The organism is Teichococcus rhizosphaerae (assembly GCF_002631185.1).
Lineage (GTDB): Bacteria > Pseudomonadota > Alphaproteobacteria > Acetobacterales > Acetobacteraceae > Pseudoroseomonas > Pseudoroseomonas rhizosphaerae.
On sequence record NZ_PDNU01000015.1, the window covers coordinates 83,189 to 99,296 of the forward strand.

Consider the following 16,108-nt stretch of genomic DNA (forward strand, 5'->3'; position numbering starts at 1 on the left):
CAGCCCAGGACGCAGCCCAGACGCAGCCCAGCCCATGCCCATGACCGGAGCCCGACCATGCCCATGACCTCCCGCCGCATGCTGATGCTGGCGCCGCTCGGCCTCGCCGTGGCGGGGGGCGCCGGCTTCTACGCCATGCTGCGCGGCATGGGCACGGGCAGCTACGACCCGCGCGGCGTGCCTTCCGTGCTGGTCGGCCGCGCCCCGCCGCCCTTCGTGCTGCCGCCGGTGGAGGCCGCCGGCCTGCCCGGCTTCGCCGCCGCCGAGCTGGGCGGGCTGCCGGCGCCGATGCTGGTGAACTTCTGGGCGAGCTGGTGCGTGCCCTGCATCATCGAGCACCCGCAGCTGATGCGCCTCGCGCGCGAGGGGGTCGCCGTCTGGGGCGTCAACTACAAGGACAAGCCGCAGGACGCGGCGCAGTTCCTCACCCGCCACGGCAACCCCTTCCAGCGGCTGGGCGCCGACCGGCCGGGGCGCGTCGCCATCGACTGGGGCGTCTATGGCGTGCCGGAGACCTATCTGCTGGACCGCAAGGGCATCGTCCGCTGGCGCTGGCCCGGGCCGGTGACGCCCGAGGTGCTGGAGCAGGACATCCGCCCGCTGCTGCGGCGCCACGCCTGATGCGCCGCCTCGCGATCCTGGCGCTGCTGGCCTGGGCCGGCCTGTCCCATCCGGCGCTGGCGCCCGCTTCCGCCGTGGGCCTGCCTTCCGAGATGCTGCGCGACCCGGCGCAGGAGGAGCGCGCGCGCTCCATCGGGCGGGAGCTGCGCTGCCTCGTCTGCCAGAACCAGTCGATCGAGGACAGCGAGGCGGACCTCGCGCGCGACCTGCGCCGCATCGTGCGCGAGCGCATCGCCGCCGGCGAGAGCGACCGCGCCGTGCTGGACTACGTGCATGACCGCTACGGCGACTTCGTGCTGCTGCGGCCGCCCTTCTCGCTGGCCACCGCGCTGCTGTGGGGCATGCCGGTGCTGGCGCTGGGCGGCGGCGGGCTCGCCCTGCTGCTGCTGCGCCGCCGCCAGGGGGCGCGGCCCGAGCCGGCGCCGCTGACGCCCGAGGAACGCGCCCGCCTGGCGGCGCTGGAGGATGACCCCGCCCGATGACCTGGTTTCTGTTTTGATCTGGCTCCTCTTCCTGGGGCTGGCGGCGCTCGCCCTGGCGCCGCTCGGGCTTGCCCTGCTGCGTCCCGTCCGCCTCACCGGCCGGCGCGAGGCCGACCTCGCCCTTTACCGCGCCCAGCTCGCCGAGCTGGAGCGCGAGCGGGCCGCGGGGCGGCTGGACGAGGGGGCGCACCGCGCCGCCACGCTGGAGGTGCAGCGCCGCCTGCTGGCCAGCAGCGACGCGGGGGGCCAGAGCCATGGCGGGCGCGGCGCGGCCGTGCTGGCGGCGCTGCTGTTCCTGGTGCCGGCGCTGGGGTTCGGCGTTTATCTCCAGCGCGGCAACCCGGAGCTGCCGGCCGCGCCCTATGTGGAGCGGGCCGAGGCCGCGGCGCGCGACGACGCGCTGATGACCCAGCTCCGCGCCCGGCTGGAGCAGGTGCCGGCCGGCAGCGAGACGGCACGCCAGGGCTGGATCCTGCTCGGCAATGCCGAGCGCGGCCGCGGCCGCTGGGAGGCCGCCGCCGCTGCCTGGCGCCGCGCCCTGGAGGCGCGCTTCGAGGGACCGCTGGCGGCTGAGCTGGCCGAGCTGCTGATCGAGCATGGCGGGCTGGACGAGGCCGCCTCCCTGCTCGCCCGCGCGCTGGCCGCCGAGCCGGAGCAGCCCCGCCTGCGCTACCTGTCCGGCCTGGGCGAGGCGCGCGCCGGCCGCACCGAGAACGCCCGCGCCACCTGGCGCGCCCTGTTGGCCCAGGCCCCGGCCGACGCGCCCTGGCGCGCCCTGGTGGAGCGGCGCCTGCAGGAGCTGCCCTGAGAAAGGCTGTCCTGAGAGAGGCTGTTCTGGGAGGAACTGCCCTGGGAGGAACTGCCCTGGGAGGAACTGCCATGCCGCGGGCGGCCGGGAAGGGGGCGCGGGGCTCCCGACGCTCCGCGCCGCGCCCTTGCGGGGCGGCCCTGGAACCGCACGCAGACTTGCACTCGTAACGGTTGCAGTCCTCCCCCCCGGATCGGCTTTGCTGGTCTCCGGACAGGCAGGAGGCTCGGTATGCGTCGACGTTCCTTGCTGGCGGCGGGCGGGCTGGCGGCGGCCACCCTCCTGCCCGGGCGGACCAGGGCGGCGGAGGCGGTCGATGTCCTCCTTGTCCTGGCGGTCGATGTCTCGCGCTCGGTGGACGAGGACGAGGCGAGGCTGCAGCGCGAGGGCTACCGCGCCGCCATGTCCGACCCGAAGGTGGTGGAGGCGCTGCAGGGCGGCACGCTCGGCGCCATCGCCATCACCTATGTCGAATGGGCGGGGGCGGAGTACCAGCGCCAGGTGCTCCCCTGGATCCGCATCGGCGGCCAGCGGGAGGCGAATCGCTGGTCCGACATGCTGGCGGAGGCGCCGCGCGCCTCGCTGTCCTGGACCTCGATCTCCGCCGCCATCGATTTCAGCGCGCGCATGCTGGCGGAGGCGCCTTTCGAGGGCACGCGGCGCGTCATCGACATCTCGGGCGACGGGGTGAACAATTCCGGCGGCCCGGTGGAGGCAGCGCGGGACGCGGCGGTGGCGCAGGGCATCGTCATCAACGGCCTGCCCATCATCAACGACAACCCCACCTTCGGCCGCCGCCTCAGCATCCCGCTCGACCAGTACTATGCCGAATCGGTGATCGGGGGCGACGGCGCCTTTCTGGTGGCGGCGGACGACTTCGCGAGCTTCGGCGTCGCGGTTCGCCGCAAGCTGATCCGCGAGATTGCCGGGCTGGACGGGCCGGTGATGGAGCGCGCCTGAGGAGAGGGCACCCACCGGGGCCGTGCCCCGCCGGCGGGGCGGGGCAGGCGCCCGCCCCGGTTCCGCCCGCCCCCGTTCCGCCTGGCCTGGCGGGCGGCGTGCCTCAGCGCTCGATTTCCTCGATGGCGATGCCGAAGGTGGCCAGGCCCTCGCTGATCAGGTCGCCCGCCATGTCCATGCTGAGCAGGTAGGCGGCGGTGTCGGTGCCGGCGCCGCGCTCCTTGGCGAGGCGCACCGCCTCCTCCCATTCCTCCGCCTCGTAGTCGCCCCGGCCGGTCCAGGCCAGGGCCACCAGCGCCGCCTGCTCGTCCTCGTTCAGCTCGTCGATGAAGGCGGCGAGGGTGCCCTCGTCGAAATCGTCCTCGCCGATCCCCTCCTCGTCCTCATCCTCGGTGTCGCGCTCATTGGTGTCCTCACCCTGGATGGCGCGGATGTGGTCGACCACCGTCGCGACGGTTTCCAGGCTGACGCCCAGATCGACATCGCTCTCATCGTCCCGCGGCGTATCGCTCATGCGGCGTCCTCCTTTCCCTGGGTAAGGCTATGGCAACGCGAAGGCCGGATGGCAGGCCGGGGTTGCCCAAAAATTTTTGTGTTAGGGACATGCTAACCCGGCCCGGCAACGATGCGAAAACCGCTTCGTTGGAATCGCATGCGCCGCTCAACGATCACCCCCCTCATCGCAGCGGTCGCCCTCGGAGCATCGATGTCCGCCCCCCGGGCCACCGTTTCCGACCAGCCCCTCCGCCCGCAGCCTGTCGCGCTGTTCCAGGCCGTGTCCGGGCCAGGATTGCCGGCCGCGCCCGGATGCGCCGAATCGGCGCCGCTGTTCCGCTCGCACATGCCCCGCCTGATCGGCTGGCGGCCGGTGGACACCGAGCTGCCCCGGGCCGAGCCCGGCCTTCCCCCCGGCCCCGAGGCCGAGAGCGGCGAGGTGCCGCCCGCCATGCACCAGGCGCTGCATCTGTGCGTGGTGGAGCGGTTCCAGCCCCGGCGCCCCTTCGGCGGAGCCAGCAAGGCGCTGTACCGGCTGTAGAATCGGGCCACGCCCACCGCGCCCGGGAGGCAGCCCTGCATCCGCCGCCGGGATCGGGGGCGGGAAAAGCTCGCTTTTTCGGCCCGGGCATCCTATCTGTGCGCCGAAACAAGCCGCCAGGCCCGCCCTGCCCGACCCCGCCGCATGCCTGCGGACAGGGAAGTCGGGCCGTGTGCGTAGGCGGCGCAGCCTCGGGACTGCCCGCTTTATGGAATTGCGCAACGTCGCTATCATCGCCCACGTCGATCATGGCAAGACCACGCTGGTCGACAACCTGCTGAAGCAGGCCGGCGCCTTCCGCGCCAACCAGCAGGTCGCCGAACGCGCCATGGACCGCAACGACCTGGAGCGTGAGCGCGGCATCACCATTCTCGCCAAGTCCACCGCCGTCGAGTGGAAGGGCGTCAAGATCAACATCGTCGACACGCCTGGCCACGCCGATTTCGGTGGCGAGGTGGAGCGCATCCTCTCGATGGTCGACGGTGCCATCGTGCTCTGCGACGCGGCCGAGGGCCCGCTGCCGCAGACCAAGTTCGTGCTGACCAAGGCGCTGGCCCGCGGCCTGAAGCCGATCGTGGTCATCAACAAGGTCGACCGCCAGGACGCCCGCGCCGACGAGGTGCTGAACGAGGTGTTCGACCTGTTCGCGGCGCTCGGCGCCTCGGACGAGCAGCTCGACTTCCACACCATGTTCGCCTCCGGCCGCCAGGGCTGGGCCGACCTGACGATGGACGGTCCCCGCAAGGACCTGTCGCCGATGTTCGACCTGATCCTGAGCCATGTGCCGGCGCCGACGGTGGCGGTGGACAAGCCCTTCGCCATGAACGCGACCATCCTGGAGGCCGACCCGTTCCTGGGCCGCATCCTGACGGGCCGCATCGAGCAGGGCGTGGCGCGCACCAACATGCCGGTGCGCGTGCTGCGCCAGGACGGCACGGTGGTGGAGACCGGCCGCCTGACCAAGCTGATGACCTTCTCCGGCCTGGAGCGCGTGCCGGTCGACGAGGTGCAGGCGGGCGACATCTGCGCCATCGCCGGCCTGTCGGACGCGACGATCCCCGACACCATCGCCTCCCCCGAGGTGGCGGAGCCGCTGCCGGCGATCCCGATCGACCCGCCGACGCTGTCCATGACCTTCCGCATCAATGACGGCCCGCTCGGTGGCCGCGAGGGCAAGAAGGTCACGTCGCGCCAGATCCGCGACCGGCTGTTCAAGGAGATCGAGGGCAACGTCGCCATCAAGGTGAAGGTGTCCGAGGAAGTCGACGCCTTCGAGGTGGCCGGCCGCGGCGAGCTCCAGCTCGGCGTGCTGATCGAGACGATGCGCCGCGAGGGTTTTGAACTCACCATCGGCCGCCCGCGCGTGCTCACCCAGATCAACCCGGAAACGGGCGAGAAGGAGGAGCCGTTCGAGGAGGCCGTCATCGACGTCGACGAGGAATACTCGGGCGTCGTCGTCGAGAAGATGTCGCTGCGCAAGGGCATGATGCAGGACATGCGCCCCTCCGGCGGCGGCAAGGTGCGCCTGACCTTCCACATCCCCTCGCGCGGGCTGATCGGCTACCACGGCGAGTTCATGACGGACACGCGCGGCACCGGCATGATGAACCGCCTGTTCCTGGGCTACCAGCCCTGGGCCGGGCCGATCGAAGGCCGCATCAAGGGCAGCCTGATCTCCAACTCCGACGGCGAGGCGGTGCAGTACGCGCTGTTCTCGCTCCAGGAGCGCGGCACGCTGTTCGTCGATCCGGGCGCCAAGGTCTATACCGGCCTGATCCTGGGCGAGCATTCGCGCGAGAACGACCTCGACGTGAACCCGATCAAGGAAAAGAAGCTGACCAACGTCCGCGCCGCCGGCAAGGACGAGGCGCTGCTGCTGGTGCCGCCGCGCCGGATGAGCCTGGAGCAGGCCATCGCCTATATCGAGGAGGACGAGCTGGTGGAGGTGACGCCCACCGCCATCCGCCTGCGCAAGCGCTACCTCGACCCGCATGAGCGCAAGAAGCACGCCAAGCGCTCCGACAGCGAGGCCGCCTGATTCTCTGCGGGCTGCCAATCAGGGCCGAGACGCCGGCCGCTGCGCCGGATCGGGGCGAACCGGTCGGGCTCGGCGGTCCCGTCCTGACCATGAGCGGCGGCTGACGGAAAAAGGCCCGGGGAGTTCGCTCCCCGGGCCTTTTTCATGTCTCGCTCGCCGGCACCGTGATCCAGAGGATGCGCGTCGGCGCCTCGGTCGGGTTGTCGAACATGTGCGGCACGGTGCTGGGGAAGCGGAAGCTGTCGCCTTCCTCCAGCAGGTGCGCCTCGTGGTCGAGCCACAGGCGCAGCGTGCCGGACAGCACATAGCCCGCCTTCTCCCCCTCGTGCCGGAAGAAGTCCGCACCGGACGAGCCGCCCGGGTTCAGCGTCAGCTCGTACATCTCCACGCTGCCCGGCGTGTCGGGGGCCAGCGCCTCCTTCAGCACGCCGGAAGAGGTCAGCCGCAGCAGGCGGCGCTGCGCGCGGCGCACGATGTGGCGCGGCGAGGCGCCGGTCGGCCGCTCCTCGAAGAAGAACGAGATCGGCACCCGCAGCGCCAGGCTGAGCAGCCGCAGCGTGCGGATGGAGGGCGTGGCCAGCCCGCGCTCCATCTGGCTGATCATGCCGGTGGACAGGCCGGTGCGCCGGCCCAGCTCCTGGATCGACAGCCCCATCCGCTGCCGCAGCACGCGCACGCATTCCCCCAGGCGGCGGTCGCTGGCGGCGTCGTCGGCGCTGGCGAGGTCCAGCGGGGGCATGGCGGCCAGCTCGGCCTCGGATTTCATGCGCCTCTCTCCTGCGGGTCGCCGCCGCCATGTCAGCCCTGCCGGACCGTTGCAAGATGATTGACAAGAAAATTTCATGAGAGTGAACATGAGGGCAAGGGTTTTGACCGGGCTGAAAAGACCCGCGCCGGGGAAGGGGCCGCGACCGGCCCGGCGCTGATCACGCGGCGGACGGCCCGGACCGTGGGAGACGAGAAGCATGACGCATGACGAGACTGGCCCGCGCTGGCAGCGCATCCTCTCGCCCACGCGGCGCGGCCTGTTCGCCATTGGCGGCGGCGCGGCGGCGGCGCTGGCCGCCGGCCCGGCCCGGGCGCAGCCCCGCCCGCCCGAGAAGCCCAAGGGCCAGGTGGTGGCCGGCCTGTCGCAGGAGCCCACCGTCTTCCACCCGCTGATGCCGGGCATCGAGGTGGACCAGGGCGTGTGGTGGAACCTGTTCAGCACCCTCTGGTACATCGACCCGGACGGCAACTTCGTTCCCGACCTGGCGGCGGAGATGCCGAGCCAGCGGAACGGCGGCATCTCCGAGGACGGCCTGACCTGGAAGGTGAAGCTGCGCCAGGGCGTGAAGTGGCATGACGGCGCGCCCTTCACCGCCGAGGACGTGAAGTTCACCCTGGAGCTGATCAACAATCCCGGCTTTCGCGTCCGCAACCGCGTCGGGCACGGGCTGGTGCGGGACATCCAGGTGGTGGCGCCGGACGAGATCCAGTGGCGGATGGAGACGGCCTACGCGCCCTATCTCTCCATCCTCTCGCTCACCTTCATCGTGCCGAAGCACAAGCTGGCCGACGCGGCGGACCCCAACAACACGCCCTTCGCGGCGGCGCCCGTCGGCACCGGCGCGTTCCGCTGGGGCAGCCGCGCGGCGGGCGACCACATCCTGCTGAACGCCAACCCCGACTATCACGGCAAGGGGCCGTATGTGGAGCGGCTGGTGTTCAAGTACATCCCGGACCTGACGGTGCTCTACACCCAGTTCCGCACGGGCCAGGTCGACTACACGGGCATCTCCGGCATCCTGCCCAATTTCGCGCGTGAGGCGCAGGGGCTGCGCGGCCGCAAGGTCCATGTGAACCCGATCGCCTCGGTGGAGAGCATCGCGCCCAATCTCGGCTTCCCCGCCCTGGCCGACAAAACGGTACGCCAGGCGCTCTATCTGAGCATGAACAAGAAGGCGCTGATCGACGCCATCTATTACGGCCTGCCGACGCCCACCGAATCCTTCCTGCCGCGGCAGAGCTGGGCCTACAACCCTGACCTGCCGCAGCACGAATACAACCCCGCCAAGGCCAATGCGCTGCTGGACGCGGCGGGCTGGAAGCGGGGCGCGGGCGGCATCCGCGAGAAGGACGGCGTGCGGCTGGAGTTCACCAACTCCACCACCACCGGCAACCAGGTGCGCGAGCAGGTGCAGCAATACCTGATGCAGGAATGGCAGGGCATCGGCGTCGGCATGAAGATCCAGAACATGCCCGCCGCCGTCATCTGGGGCGAGTTCTGGCAGCAGTCCAAGTTCAACTCCGTGCTGGTGAGCGTGAACTACATGCTGGGCAGCGACCCGGACGTGACGCCGCGCTTCAGCAGCAAGGCCATCCCCGCCAAGGGCGGGCGCGGGCAGAACACCTTCCAGTTCGAGAACGCCGAGGTGGACGCGCTGCTGCAGAAGGGCGCCACGCAGTTCGACCAGGCGGCGCGCAAGGCCACCTATGGCCGCATCCAGGAGATCATCCGCGACGAGCTGGCGATCCTGCCGATCTTCCAGCAGTCGCTGGTGGAAGGGGTGAAGGAGGGGCTGCACGGCTTCCGCGCCAACATCAACACCTCCTCCAACTGCTGGAACATCCGCGAATGGTACTGGGCCTGATGGTACTGGACCTGACGCGGGGCCGCATGGGGGCCGCCGGCGGGCGGCCCCTTTCTCTTCGCCCGACCCACAGCAAGGATTGCCTTCATGTCGCCTCCTGTCGACCGCATCGCCAGCGATGAGAAGCTGCCGGAGGCGGTCGATGTCGTCGTCATCGGCGCCGGCATCATCGGCGTCGCCGCCGCCTACCATCTCGCGAAGAAGGGCCATTCGGTCGCGCTGATCGAGAAGGGGCATGTCGGGGCCGAGCAGTCCAGCCGCAACTGGGGCTGGTGCCGCCAGCAGGGGCGGGACCGGCACGAGATCCCGCTCGCCCGCGCCAGCCTCGAGATGTGGGGCACGCTGCACGAGGAGATCGGCGCCGATCTCGGCTTCCGCCGCAAGGGCGTGCTGTGGGTGACGCGGGACCCGAAGGAGCTGGCCGGCTGGGAGCGCTGGGCGAACGACGCGCGCCAGATGCAGGTGCACAGCCACATGCTGAGCGCCGCCGAGGTGGCCGAGCGCCTGCCCGGCAGCAACGAGGGCTGGATCGGCGGCATGGAAACGCCGAGCGACGGGCGCGCCGAGCCCTCGAAGGCCGCGCCCGCGCTGGCGGCGGCGGCGCGCCGGCTGGGCGTGAGGCTGTTCCAGAACTGCGCCGCGCGCGGGCTGGAAACCAGGGCCGGCGCCATCGACGCGGTGGTGACGGAGAAGGGCCGCATCCGCACGCAGACCGTGCTGCTGGCGGGCGGGGCGTGGTCCACTCTGTTCTGCCGCCGCCATGGCATCGACCTGCCGCAGGCCATGGTGACGGGCACCGCCTTCCGCACCACCGCCGCCCCCGCCCTGACCGAGGGCGCGCTGGGCACGCCCGGCTACTGCATGCGCCGGCGCGAGGATGGCGGCTTCACCGTGGCGCTGCGCGGCCGCGGCACGCTGCACCTGACGCCGGACGGGCTGCGCTACGCGCGCCAGTTCTGGCCCACCTTCCGCCAGCGCGCCGCCAAGCTGAAGATCCGCGTGGGCAAGCCGTTCCTGGACGGGCTGCTGGCCGGCGCCTCCTGGTCGCTCGACCGCGAGACGCCCTTCGAGCGCAACCGCGTGCTGGACCCCACGCCGGACATGACGCTGGTGGAGGAGGCGCTCGCCATGCTGCGCGCGGCGCATCCCTCGTTCGCCGGCATCGGCTGCGCCGAGGCCTGGGCCGGCTCCATCGACTCGACGCCGGACGCGGTGCCGGTGATCTCGGCGGTGGAGAAGCTCAAGGGCTTCCACCTGGCCACCGGCTTCAGCGGGCACGGCTTCGGCATCGGGCCGGCGGCGGGGCGGCTGGCGGCGGACATCGTGGCGGGCGACGCGCCGATCGTCGATCCGCGCGCCTACCGCTACAGCCGGCTGGTGGACGGAACCTCGCTGGCGCCGGCCGGCGCGCTGTAGCGACCGGCCCGGCGCGCCGCCGGGCCATGGCGCTCCGCCCCGGCGAGGCCCCGCCTTCGCCCCCTTCTCCCGCTCCTTTCTCCCGCTCCTTTCTCCCGCTCCGGCCGGCCGCTTGCGGAAGGAAGGGCGGGCGGGGTAACGCGGCGGCGTGGAACAACACGATCTCTGGCCCTGGCTGACACAGCGGGCCTGGCCCTGCTGGCTCGCCCATGGCGTCGACTGGCGGGCCGGCGCCTTCCATGAGAGCCTCACCCTCGACGGATATGCCTGCGCGGCGGAGTTCCGCCGCCTGAGGGTGGCGGCGCGGCAGGTCTACAGCTTCTCGCTCGCCCACCGCGCGGGCCTGCCCCGCGCCGCCGAGGCGGTGGAGCTCGGCCTCGACTTCCTCCGCCGCCGCGCCCGCCAGCCGGATGGCGGCTATGCCTGGCGCTTCGACCTCTCGGGGCGCGTGGCGGACGACCGGCGCGACCTCTACGACCATGCCTTCGTGCTGCTGGCGCTCTCCGCCGCCACGGCCGTGCTGCCGGCCGCGCCGCTGCGCGAGATGGCGCTGGCGCTGGACGCCTTCATCGAGCGGCGCATGTCCCACCCGGCGGGCGGATACGTGGAAAGCCTGCCACCCGCCCTGCCGCGCCGGCAGAACCCGCACATGCACCTGCTGGAGGCCCGCCTCGCCGCCCTGGAGGCGTTCGGCGAGCCGTGCTTCCTGGAAGGCGCCACGCGGCTGCTGGCGCTGTTCCGCGCGCGCTTCTTCCAGCCGGCCAGCGGCACCCTGGCCGAGTTCCTGGACGACCGCCTGGCGCCGCCCGCCGCGCCGCACCCGGTGGAGCCCGGGCATCACTGCGAATGGATCTGGCTGCTGCGCTGGCATGCGCGCCTCGCCGGAGGCCATGCCGCGCCGGCCGAGGCGGCGGCATTGCGCGCCTTTCTCGACCGCCCCGCCGCCCGCCGCCCCGAGGGCGCGCTGCGCGACGTGCTGGACAGCGGCGGCGCCGTGCTGGAGGAGGGCGCCCGCCTCTGGCCGCAGAGCGAGTGGCTGAAGGCCGCCGCCACGCCGGAGGAGCGGGCCGGCGCCGCCCGCGTGCTCGGCGCTTATCTGCGCCCCGACGGGCTGTGGCACGAGCGCCGCCTGCCCGATGGCCGCCTCAGCGAGGAGCCGGCCCCGGCCAGCAGCCTGTATCATTTGAGCTGCGCCATTGCCGCCCTGGCCGCGCCCGCGGCGTTAAGCGGCAAGAGCTGAGCGGAGCGGGGCCATGCGCATCATCGTCTGCGGCGCCGGGCAGGTCGGCACCACCATCGCGCGGCACCTGGCGCGGGAGGGCAACGACGTCACCGTCATCGACCTTTCGGAGGAGCAGGCCCGCCGCGCCGACGAGAGCTACGACGTGCGCGGCATGGCCGGCCACGCCTCCCACCCCGAGGTGCTGCGCCGCGCCGGGGCCAAGGACGCCGACCTGCTGATCGCCGTCACCCGCTCGGACGAGGTGAACATGGTGGCCTGCCAGGTGGCCTATTCCCTGTTCCGCGTGAAGCGGCGCATCGCCCGGCTGCGCCACCACGGCTACCTGGAGCCGATCTGGACCAACCTCTACGCCCAGGACCAGATGCCGGTGGACGTCATCATCTCGCCGGAGGTGGAGGTGGCGCGCGGCATCGCCCGGCGGCTGCGCACCCCCGGCGCCTTCGACATGGTGCCGCTGGCCGATGGCCGGGTGCAGCTGCTCGGCATCCATTGCGAGGACGCCGCATGCCACGTCGCCGGCAGGCCGCTGCGCGACCTGCGCCAGCGCGCCGCCGAGAACGGCTTCGTCGTCGTGGCCCTGGTGCGGGAAGGCCGCGCCTTCGTGCCGCGGCCGGAGGACGAGGTGCGCTGCGGCGACGATGTCTATGTCATCGCCCAGCCCGCCCAGGCGGACCAGGTGATGGCCGCCTTCGGCCACCGGGAGCAGGTGGCGCGGCGCGTGGTCATCGTCGGCGGCGGCCATGTCGGGCTGCACCTGGCGCGGATGCTGGGGCGGGAGGCGCTGGTCTCCCTCAAGGTCATCGAGCACAGCCCGGAGCGGGCCAGGGAGGTGGCGCAGGAGCTTGGCTCCTCCGTGGTCGTGCTGCAGGGCGACGCGCTGGACCGCGAGCTGCTGGAGGAGGCCAATATCGGCGCGGCGGAAACCGTGGTCGCCGTCACCAATGACGACGAGACCAACATCTTCGTCTCCGTGCTGGCCAAGCGGGCCGGCTGCCAGCGCGCCATCACCCTGGTGAACAAGGGCTCCTACGAGCCGATGATGGACACGCTCGGCGTCGACACGGTGGTCAGCCCCAGCAGCATCACCATCTCCTCCATTCTGCGGCATGTGCGGCGCGGCGCCATCGCGCAGGTCTATCAGCTGCGCGGCGATTTCGGCGAGGTGCTGGAAGCGAAGGCCCTGGCCGGCTCCCGCCTGGTCAGCGGCAGGTTGGGCGAGATCGGGCTGCCGCCGGGCATGCTGATCGGCGCCGTGCTGCGCGAGGGCGAGGCCATCATCCCCAACGCCGCCACCCGCATCCAGCCGGGCGACGACATCATCGCCGTGGTCTCGCACGCGGCGCTGAAGCAGGCCGAGGCCGTGCTGACGGTGCCCGGCCACGAGGATGACCGCCCGCCGCCCGGCCCCGCCGGCCTCGACCCCGACAGCCTCGACCCCGACAGCCCCGCCCTCCACAGCTCCGGCCCCGACAGCTCTGGTCCCGACAGCTCCGGTCCTGCCCGTTCCCATCCCGCCGGCCGCGGCCCCGATGCGGCCTGAAGCGCCGCGCCCGGCGGGGCTGGGAGGCTGGTCGCCGCCGCCGCTGCGGCCGGTGCTGCACCTCACCAGCGGCATGCTGCTGGCCCTGGCCGCCTTCATGCTGCTGCCGGCGGCGCTCGACGCGGCGCATGGCCATCCGGACTGGAAGCCCTTCGCCACGGCGAGCCTCGGCCTGCTGGCCGGCGCGGGGCTGCTGTTCCGTGCCACGCGCTGCCCGCTGGCGGAGGGGCTGACGCTGCGCCAGGCCTTCGTGCTGACGCCGCTGAGCTGGGCCACCATCACCGCCTGCGCCGCCATCCCGCTCTACCTGTCGCAGCACCCCGGCCTCGGCGGCAGCCTGACCAACGCCTATTTCGAGGCGGTCTCGGGCCTCACCACCACCGGCGCCACCGTGGTCACGGGGCTGGACCACGCGCCGCCCGGCATCCTGCTCTGGCGCTCGCTGCTGCAATGGCTGGGCGGCATCGGCATCATCGCCACGGCCGTGGCCATCCTGCCGGCGCTCGGCGTCGGCGGCATGCAGCTCTTCCGCACGGAAAGCTCGGACCGCTCGGAGAAGGTGCTGCCGCGCGCGCGCCAGATCGCCACGGCCATCACCCTGGTCTATGTGGGCCTGACGGCGGCCTGCGCCCTGGCCTACCTGGCCGCCGGCATGGCGGCGTTCGACGCGGTGGTGCACGCGCTCAGCACCATCTCCACCGCCGGCTTCTCCACCTCCGACGCCTCCCTGGCCCGCTGGGACAGCCCGGCCGTCCACTGGATCGCCACGGTGGGGATGCTGGCCGGCGCGCTGCCCTTCGTGCTCTACCTGCGCGCCCTGCGCCGGGACTGGGAGATCCTGCGGGACCCGCAGGTGCGGGCGCTGCTCGGCCTGCTGCTGGGCGCCACCCTGCTGGTGGCGGCCATCCTGCTGGTCCGCGGCGTCTATGGCGTGGAGGAGGCGCTGCGCCACGCGGCGCTCAGCGTGGTCTCGGTGGTCACCACCACCGGCTATGCCTCGGCCGACTACACGAAGTGGGGCGGGGCGGCCGTCGGCATCTTCTTCGCGCTGATGTTCGTGGGCGGCTGCACCGGCTCCACGGCGGGCGGCATGAAGATCTTCCGCTTCCTGGTGGTGGCCATCATGCTGCGGGCGCACTTCCTGCGGCTGCTCTACCCGCGCGGCGTGTTTCCCCGCGTCTATGCCGGCCGCCCCCTGCCGGACGACGTGATCGGCTCCGTCGTGGTGTTCTTCGCCCTCTACTTCTTCTGCTACGGCGCCATCACCATCGCGCTGATGGCGATGGAGCTGGACTTCCTCACCAGCGCCAGCACCGCGGTCAGCATGCTCTCCAATGTCGGCCCCGGCCTCGGGCCGCTCACCGGGCCGGAAGGCAACTTCTCGGCCATGCCGGAGGCGGCGAAGTGGCTGCTCTGCTTCGCCATGCTGCTCGGCCGGCTGGAGCTGTTCACCGTGCTGATCCTGTTCATGCCGCGCTTCTGGCGCGGCTGACCCTCGGCGCGGCTGACCCTCGGCGCGGCTGCTCCGGGGCGCGGCTGCTCCGGCGCATCCGGCCAGCGCCTCATTCGCCGAGCAGCAGGCTCCCGCCCCAGGAAAGCCCGATCATCGCCGCCACCATTCCCGCGGCGGTGCGGGGGTGGCGCGCGGCGCGGTCGAGGAACAGCCCGGCCAGGCCCGCCCCGAGCGCGAAAAGCGACAGCACCAGCAGGAAGCCGGCCAGCACCGGCATGCCAGCCGTCACCATGGCGGTGGGCTCATGCCGTGAACGGGCCAGCCCGCCGCGCCGCCTTGCGCTCGGCGCGCAGGCGGGCGCGCTCCGTGTCGCTCAGATGCGCGTAGAGCGCCCGGGAGGTGCCAAGCCAGGCCGCGCGGGCCCCCGGAACCGGCGCGCCGGCGCGCGCCGCCCCCCGCGGTGGCGCCGCGTGCCGGCCCTCGGCCTCCTCCTCGAAGCCGGGCGGCGCCTCGGCCGCCGCCTCCTTCTCCACGGAAGGATGGGCCGCGAGCCAGCCCATCAGCGCCAGCGGCCAGAGCCGAAGTCCAGACTTGTCCGTCATGAGGCCCTCCGCGCTTGTCGGCGCCCTGTGGCGCACCAATACGATAGAAGAAGTGCAATGCATTCATGGCCAGGATGTGTCGGCGCGTGACAAGATTGGGGCGAAGTGTCACCCATTTGCTTCACGGCTGCTCGAAACTGGCCCGAAACGCTGCAAAGTGATGAAGGAACCGAAGAACTTGGCCAAGGGAAAGGGGGTGCCGCCGCTGTTCACCGGCCATCGCGGGGGGCTGAACCTCCTGCCGGGGCTCGACAGCCGCGGCGCGGCCATTCTGCGGCAGGTGGTGGAGCTTTACGTGGAAACGGGCGAGCCGGTCGGCTCCCGCACCCTGTCCCGCCGGCTGCCGCTGGCGCTTTCCCCGGCCACCATCCGCAACGCCATGGCCGACCTGGAGGAGGCGGGGCTGCTCTACGCCCCCCACACCTCCGCCGGGCGGCTGCCCACCGAGCAGGGGCTGCGCCTCTTCGTGGATGGCCTGCTGGAATTCGGCGACCTTTCGGACGAGGACCGGGAGGCGATCGCCGCGCGCTGCGCCGCCGCCGGCCGCAGCATGGAGGAAACCCTGTCCGAGGCCGGGCAGATGCTGTCCGGCCTGGCCGGCGCGGCCGGCCTCGTGGTGGCGCCCAAGACCGAGGCGGCGGTGCGGCACATCGAGTTCGTCGCCCTGTCGCCGGGGCGGGCGCTGGTGGTGCTGGTCAACGCGCACGGGCAGGTCGAGAACCGCGTCATCGAGGTGCCGCCCGGCCTGCCGCCCAGCGCCTTCACCCAGGCCAGCAACTTCCTCAACGCCCGCCTGTCCGGCCGCACGCTGGAGGAGACGCGCGGCGTGGTGGCCGAGGAGATCCAGGCCAACCGCACCGCGCTGGACGCGCTGACCCAGCAGATGATCGAGCAGGGGCTGGCCACCTGGGCGGGCGGCGGCGGCGGCTCGCTGATCCTGCGCGGCCAGGCCAAGCTGCTGGAGAACCTCGACCAGATCGCCCGCGTGCAGGAGATCCAGGCGCTGTTCGAGCGGCTGGAGGCGCAGGAGACCATGCTGCGCCTGCTGGAGCTGGCGCAGCGCGGGCAGGGGGTGCAGATCTTCATCGGCGCCGAGTCCGGCCTGTTCAACAGCGCCGGGCTTTCCATGGTGGTGGCGCCCTTCCGCGACGGGCAGGAGCAGATCGTCGGCGCCATCGGCGTCATCGGCCCGACGCGGATCAACTATGGCCGTGTGATCCCGGTGGTGGACTACACGGCGCGGGTGATCGGCCAGATCCTGGGGTAGCCCCGCCCC

General features: G+C 72.2%; 16 protein-coding genes. 12 read left to right on the forward strand and 4 right to left on the reverse strand.

The genetic code is table 11. The features are described from left to right. Positions 1-57 precede the first annotated feature (57 nt). The 4 genes from CR162_RS10025 (at position 58) to CR162_RS10040 (ending at position 2,871) form a co-directional block, all read left to right on the forward strand. Positions 58-621, forward strand: a complete 564-nt coding sequence (locus CR162_RS10025) for a DsbE family thiol:disulfide interchange protein (protein WP_099095411.1) — start codon at positions 58-60, stop codon at positions 619-621. Beyond that, positions 621-1,103: a cytochrome c-type biogenesis protein gene (locus CR162_RS10030; protein ID WP_099095412.1), complete on the forward strand. Its 483-nt coding sequence runs from the start codon at positions 621-623 to the stop codon at positions 1,101-1,103. Before CR162_RS10025 ends, CR162_RS10030 begins: the two co-directional genes overlap by 1 nt. Continuing rightward, positions 1,087-1,911 carry a c-type cytochrome biogenesis protein CcmI gene (gene ccmI, locus CR162_RS10035; RefSeq protein ID WP_099095413.1) on the forward strand — a complete coding sequence of 275 codons (825 nt, stop codon included), beginning with the start codon at positions 1,087-1,089 and terminating at the stop codon, positions 1,909-1,911. Before CR162_RS10030 ends, ccmI begins: the two co-directional genes overlap by 17 nt. Before the next feature lie 231 nt (positions 1,912-2,142). Then, positions 2,143-2,871, forward strand: coding sequence for a DUF1194 domain-containing protein (locus tag CR162_RS10040; RefSeq protein WP_099095414.1), 729 nt, complete (start codon positions 2,143-2,145; stop codon positions 2,869-2,871). 103 nt (positions 2,872-2,974) lie between these two features. On the opposite strand, the gene CR162_RS10045 is transcribed toward CR162_RS10040, so the two are convergent. Next, positions 2,975-3,385, reverse strand: coding sequence for a DUF3775 domain-containing protein (locus tag CR162_RS10045; RefSeq protein ID WP_099095415.1), 411 nt, complete (start codon positions 3,383-3,385; stop codon positions 2,975-2,977). Between the two features lie 192 nt (positions 3,386-3,577). Here CR162_RS10045 and CR162_RS10050 point away from each other — a divergent pair, with 192 nt between their 5' ends. Both CR162_RS10050 and typA read left to right on the forward strand, forming a co-directional pair. After that, entirely contained in the window at positions 3,578-3,907 is a 330-nt protein-coding gene (locus CR162_RS10050) for a hypothetical protein (RefSeq protein ID WP_141563125.1), read from the forward strand. A 208-nt stretch (positions 3,908-4,115) separates the two neighbouring features. Beyond that, positions 4,116-5,945 carry a translational GTPase TypA gene (typA, locus tag CR162_RS10055; protein ID WP_099095417.1) on the forward strand — a complete coding sequence of 610 codons (1,830 nt, stop codon included), beginning with the start codon at positions 4,116-4,118 and terminating at the stop codon, positions 5,943-5,945. A gap of 142 nt (positions 5,946-6,087) precedes the next feature. On the opposite strand, the gene CR162_RS10060 is transcribed toward typA, so the two are convergent. Beyond that, positions 6,088-6,711, reverse strand: a complete 624-nt coding sequence (locus CR162_RS10060) for a cupin domain-containing protein (RefSeq protein WP_099095418.1) — start codon at positions 6,709-6,711, stop codon at positions 6,088-6,090. Between the two features lie 199 nt (positions 6,712-6,910). Here CR162_RS10060 and CR162_RS10065 point away from each other — a divergent pair, with 199 nt between their 5' ends. From CR162_RS10065 to CR162_RS10085, 5 genes are all read left to right on the forward strand, one after another. Further along, entirely contained in the window at positions 6,911-8,578 is a 1,668-nt protein-coding gene (locus tag CR162_RS10065; protein WP_099095419.1) for a peptide ABC transporter substrate-binding protein, read from the forward strand. A gap of 87 nt (positions 8,579-8,665) precedes the next feature. Next, positions 8,666-9,994 carry an NAD(P)/FAD-dependent oxidoreductase gene (locus CR162_RS10070; protein ID WP_099095420.1) on the forward strand — a complete coding sequence of 443 codons (1,329 nt, stop codon included), beginning with the start codon at positions 8,666-8,668 and terminating at the stop codon, positions 9,992-9,994. A gap of 148 nt (positions 9,995-10,142) precedes the next feature. Beyond that, complete coding sequence (locus tag CR162_RS10075; protein ID WP_099095421.1) at positions 10,143-11,234, forward strand: AGE family epimerase/isomerase; 1,092 nt, start codon at positions 10,143-10,145, stop codon at positions 11,232-11,234. A gap of 13 nt (positions 11,235-11,247) precedes the next feature. Next, positions 11,248-12,777 carry a Trk system potassium transporter TrkA gene (gene trkA / locus CR162_RS10080; RefSeq protein WP_218014872.1) on the forward strand — a complete coding sequence of 510 codons (1,530 nt, stop codon included), beginning with the start codon at positions 11,248-11,250 and terminating at the stop codon, positions 12,775-12,777. Further along, positions 12,767-14,269, forward strand: a complete 1,503-nt coding sequence (locus CR162_RS10085; protein ID WP_099095422.1) for a TrkH family potassium uptake protein — start codon at positions 12,767-12,769, stop codon at positions 14,267-14,269. The genes trkA and CR162_RS10085 overlap by 11 nt, the downstream gene beginning before the upstream one ends. Before the next feature lie 70 nt (positions 14,270-14,339). Here the strand turns inward: CR162_RS10085 and CR162_RS10090 are convergent, their stop codons facing one another. Further along, positions 14,340-14,522 carry a hypothetical protein gene (locus tag CR162_RS10090; protein WP_099095423.1) on the reverse strand — a complete coding sequence of 61 codons (183 nt, stop codon included), beginning with the start codon at positions 14,520-14,522 and terminating at the stop codon, positions 14,340-14,342. 10 nt (positions 14,523-14,532) lie between these two features. Continuing rightward, positions 14,533-14,832 (reverse strand): hypothetical protein, encoded by a 300-nt coding sequence (locus CR162_RS10095; protein ID WP_099095424.1) that lies wholly within the window; start codon positions 14,830-14,832, stop codon positions 14,533-14,535. Positions 14,833-15,010: 178 nt separating this feature from the next. On the opposite strand from CR162_RS10095, the gene hrcA reads away from it, so the two are divergent. Further along, positions 15,011-16,099 (forward strand): heat-inducible transcriptional repressor HrcA, encoded by a 1,089-nt coding sequence (gene hrcA / locus CR162_RS10100; RefSeq protein WP_408887453.1) that lies wholly within the window; start codon positions 15,011-15,013, stop codon positions 16,097-16,099. The last annotated feature ends 9 nt before the right edge of the window (positions 16,100-16,108 follow it).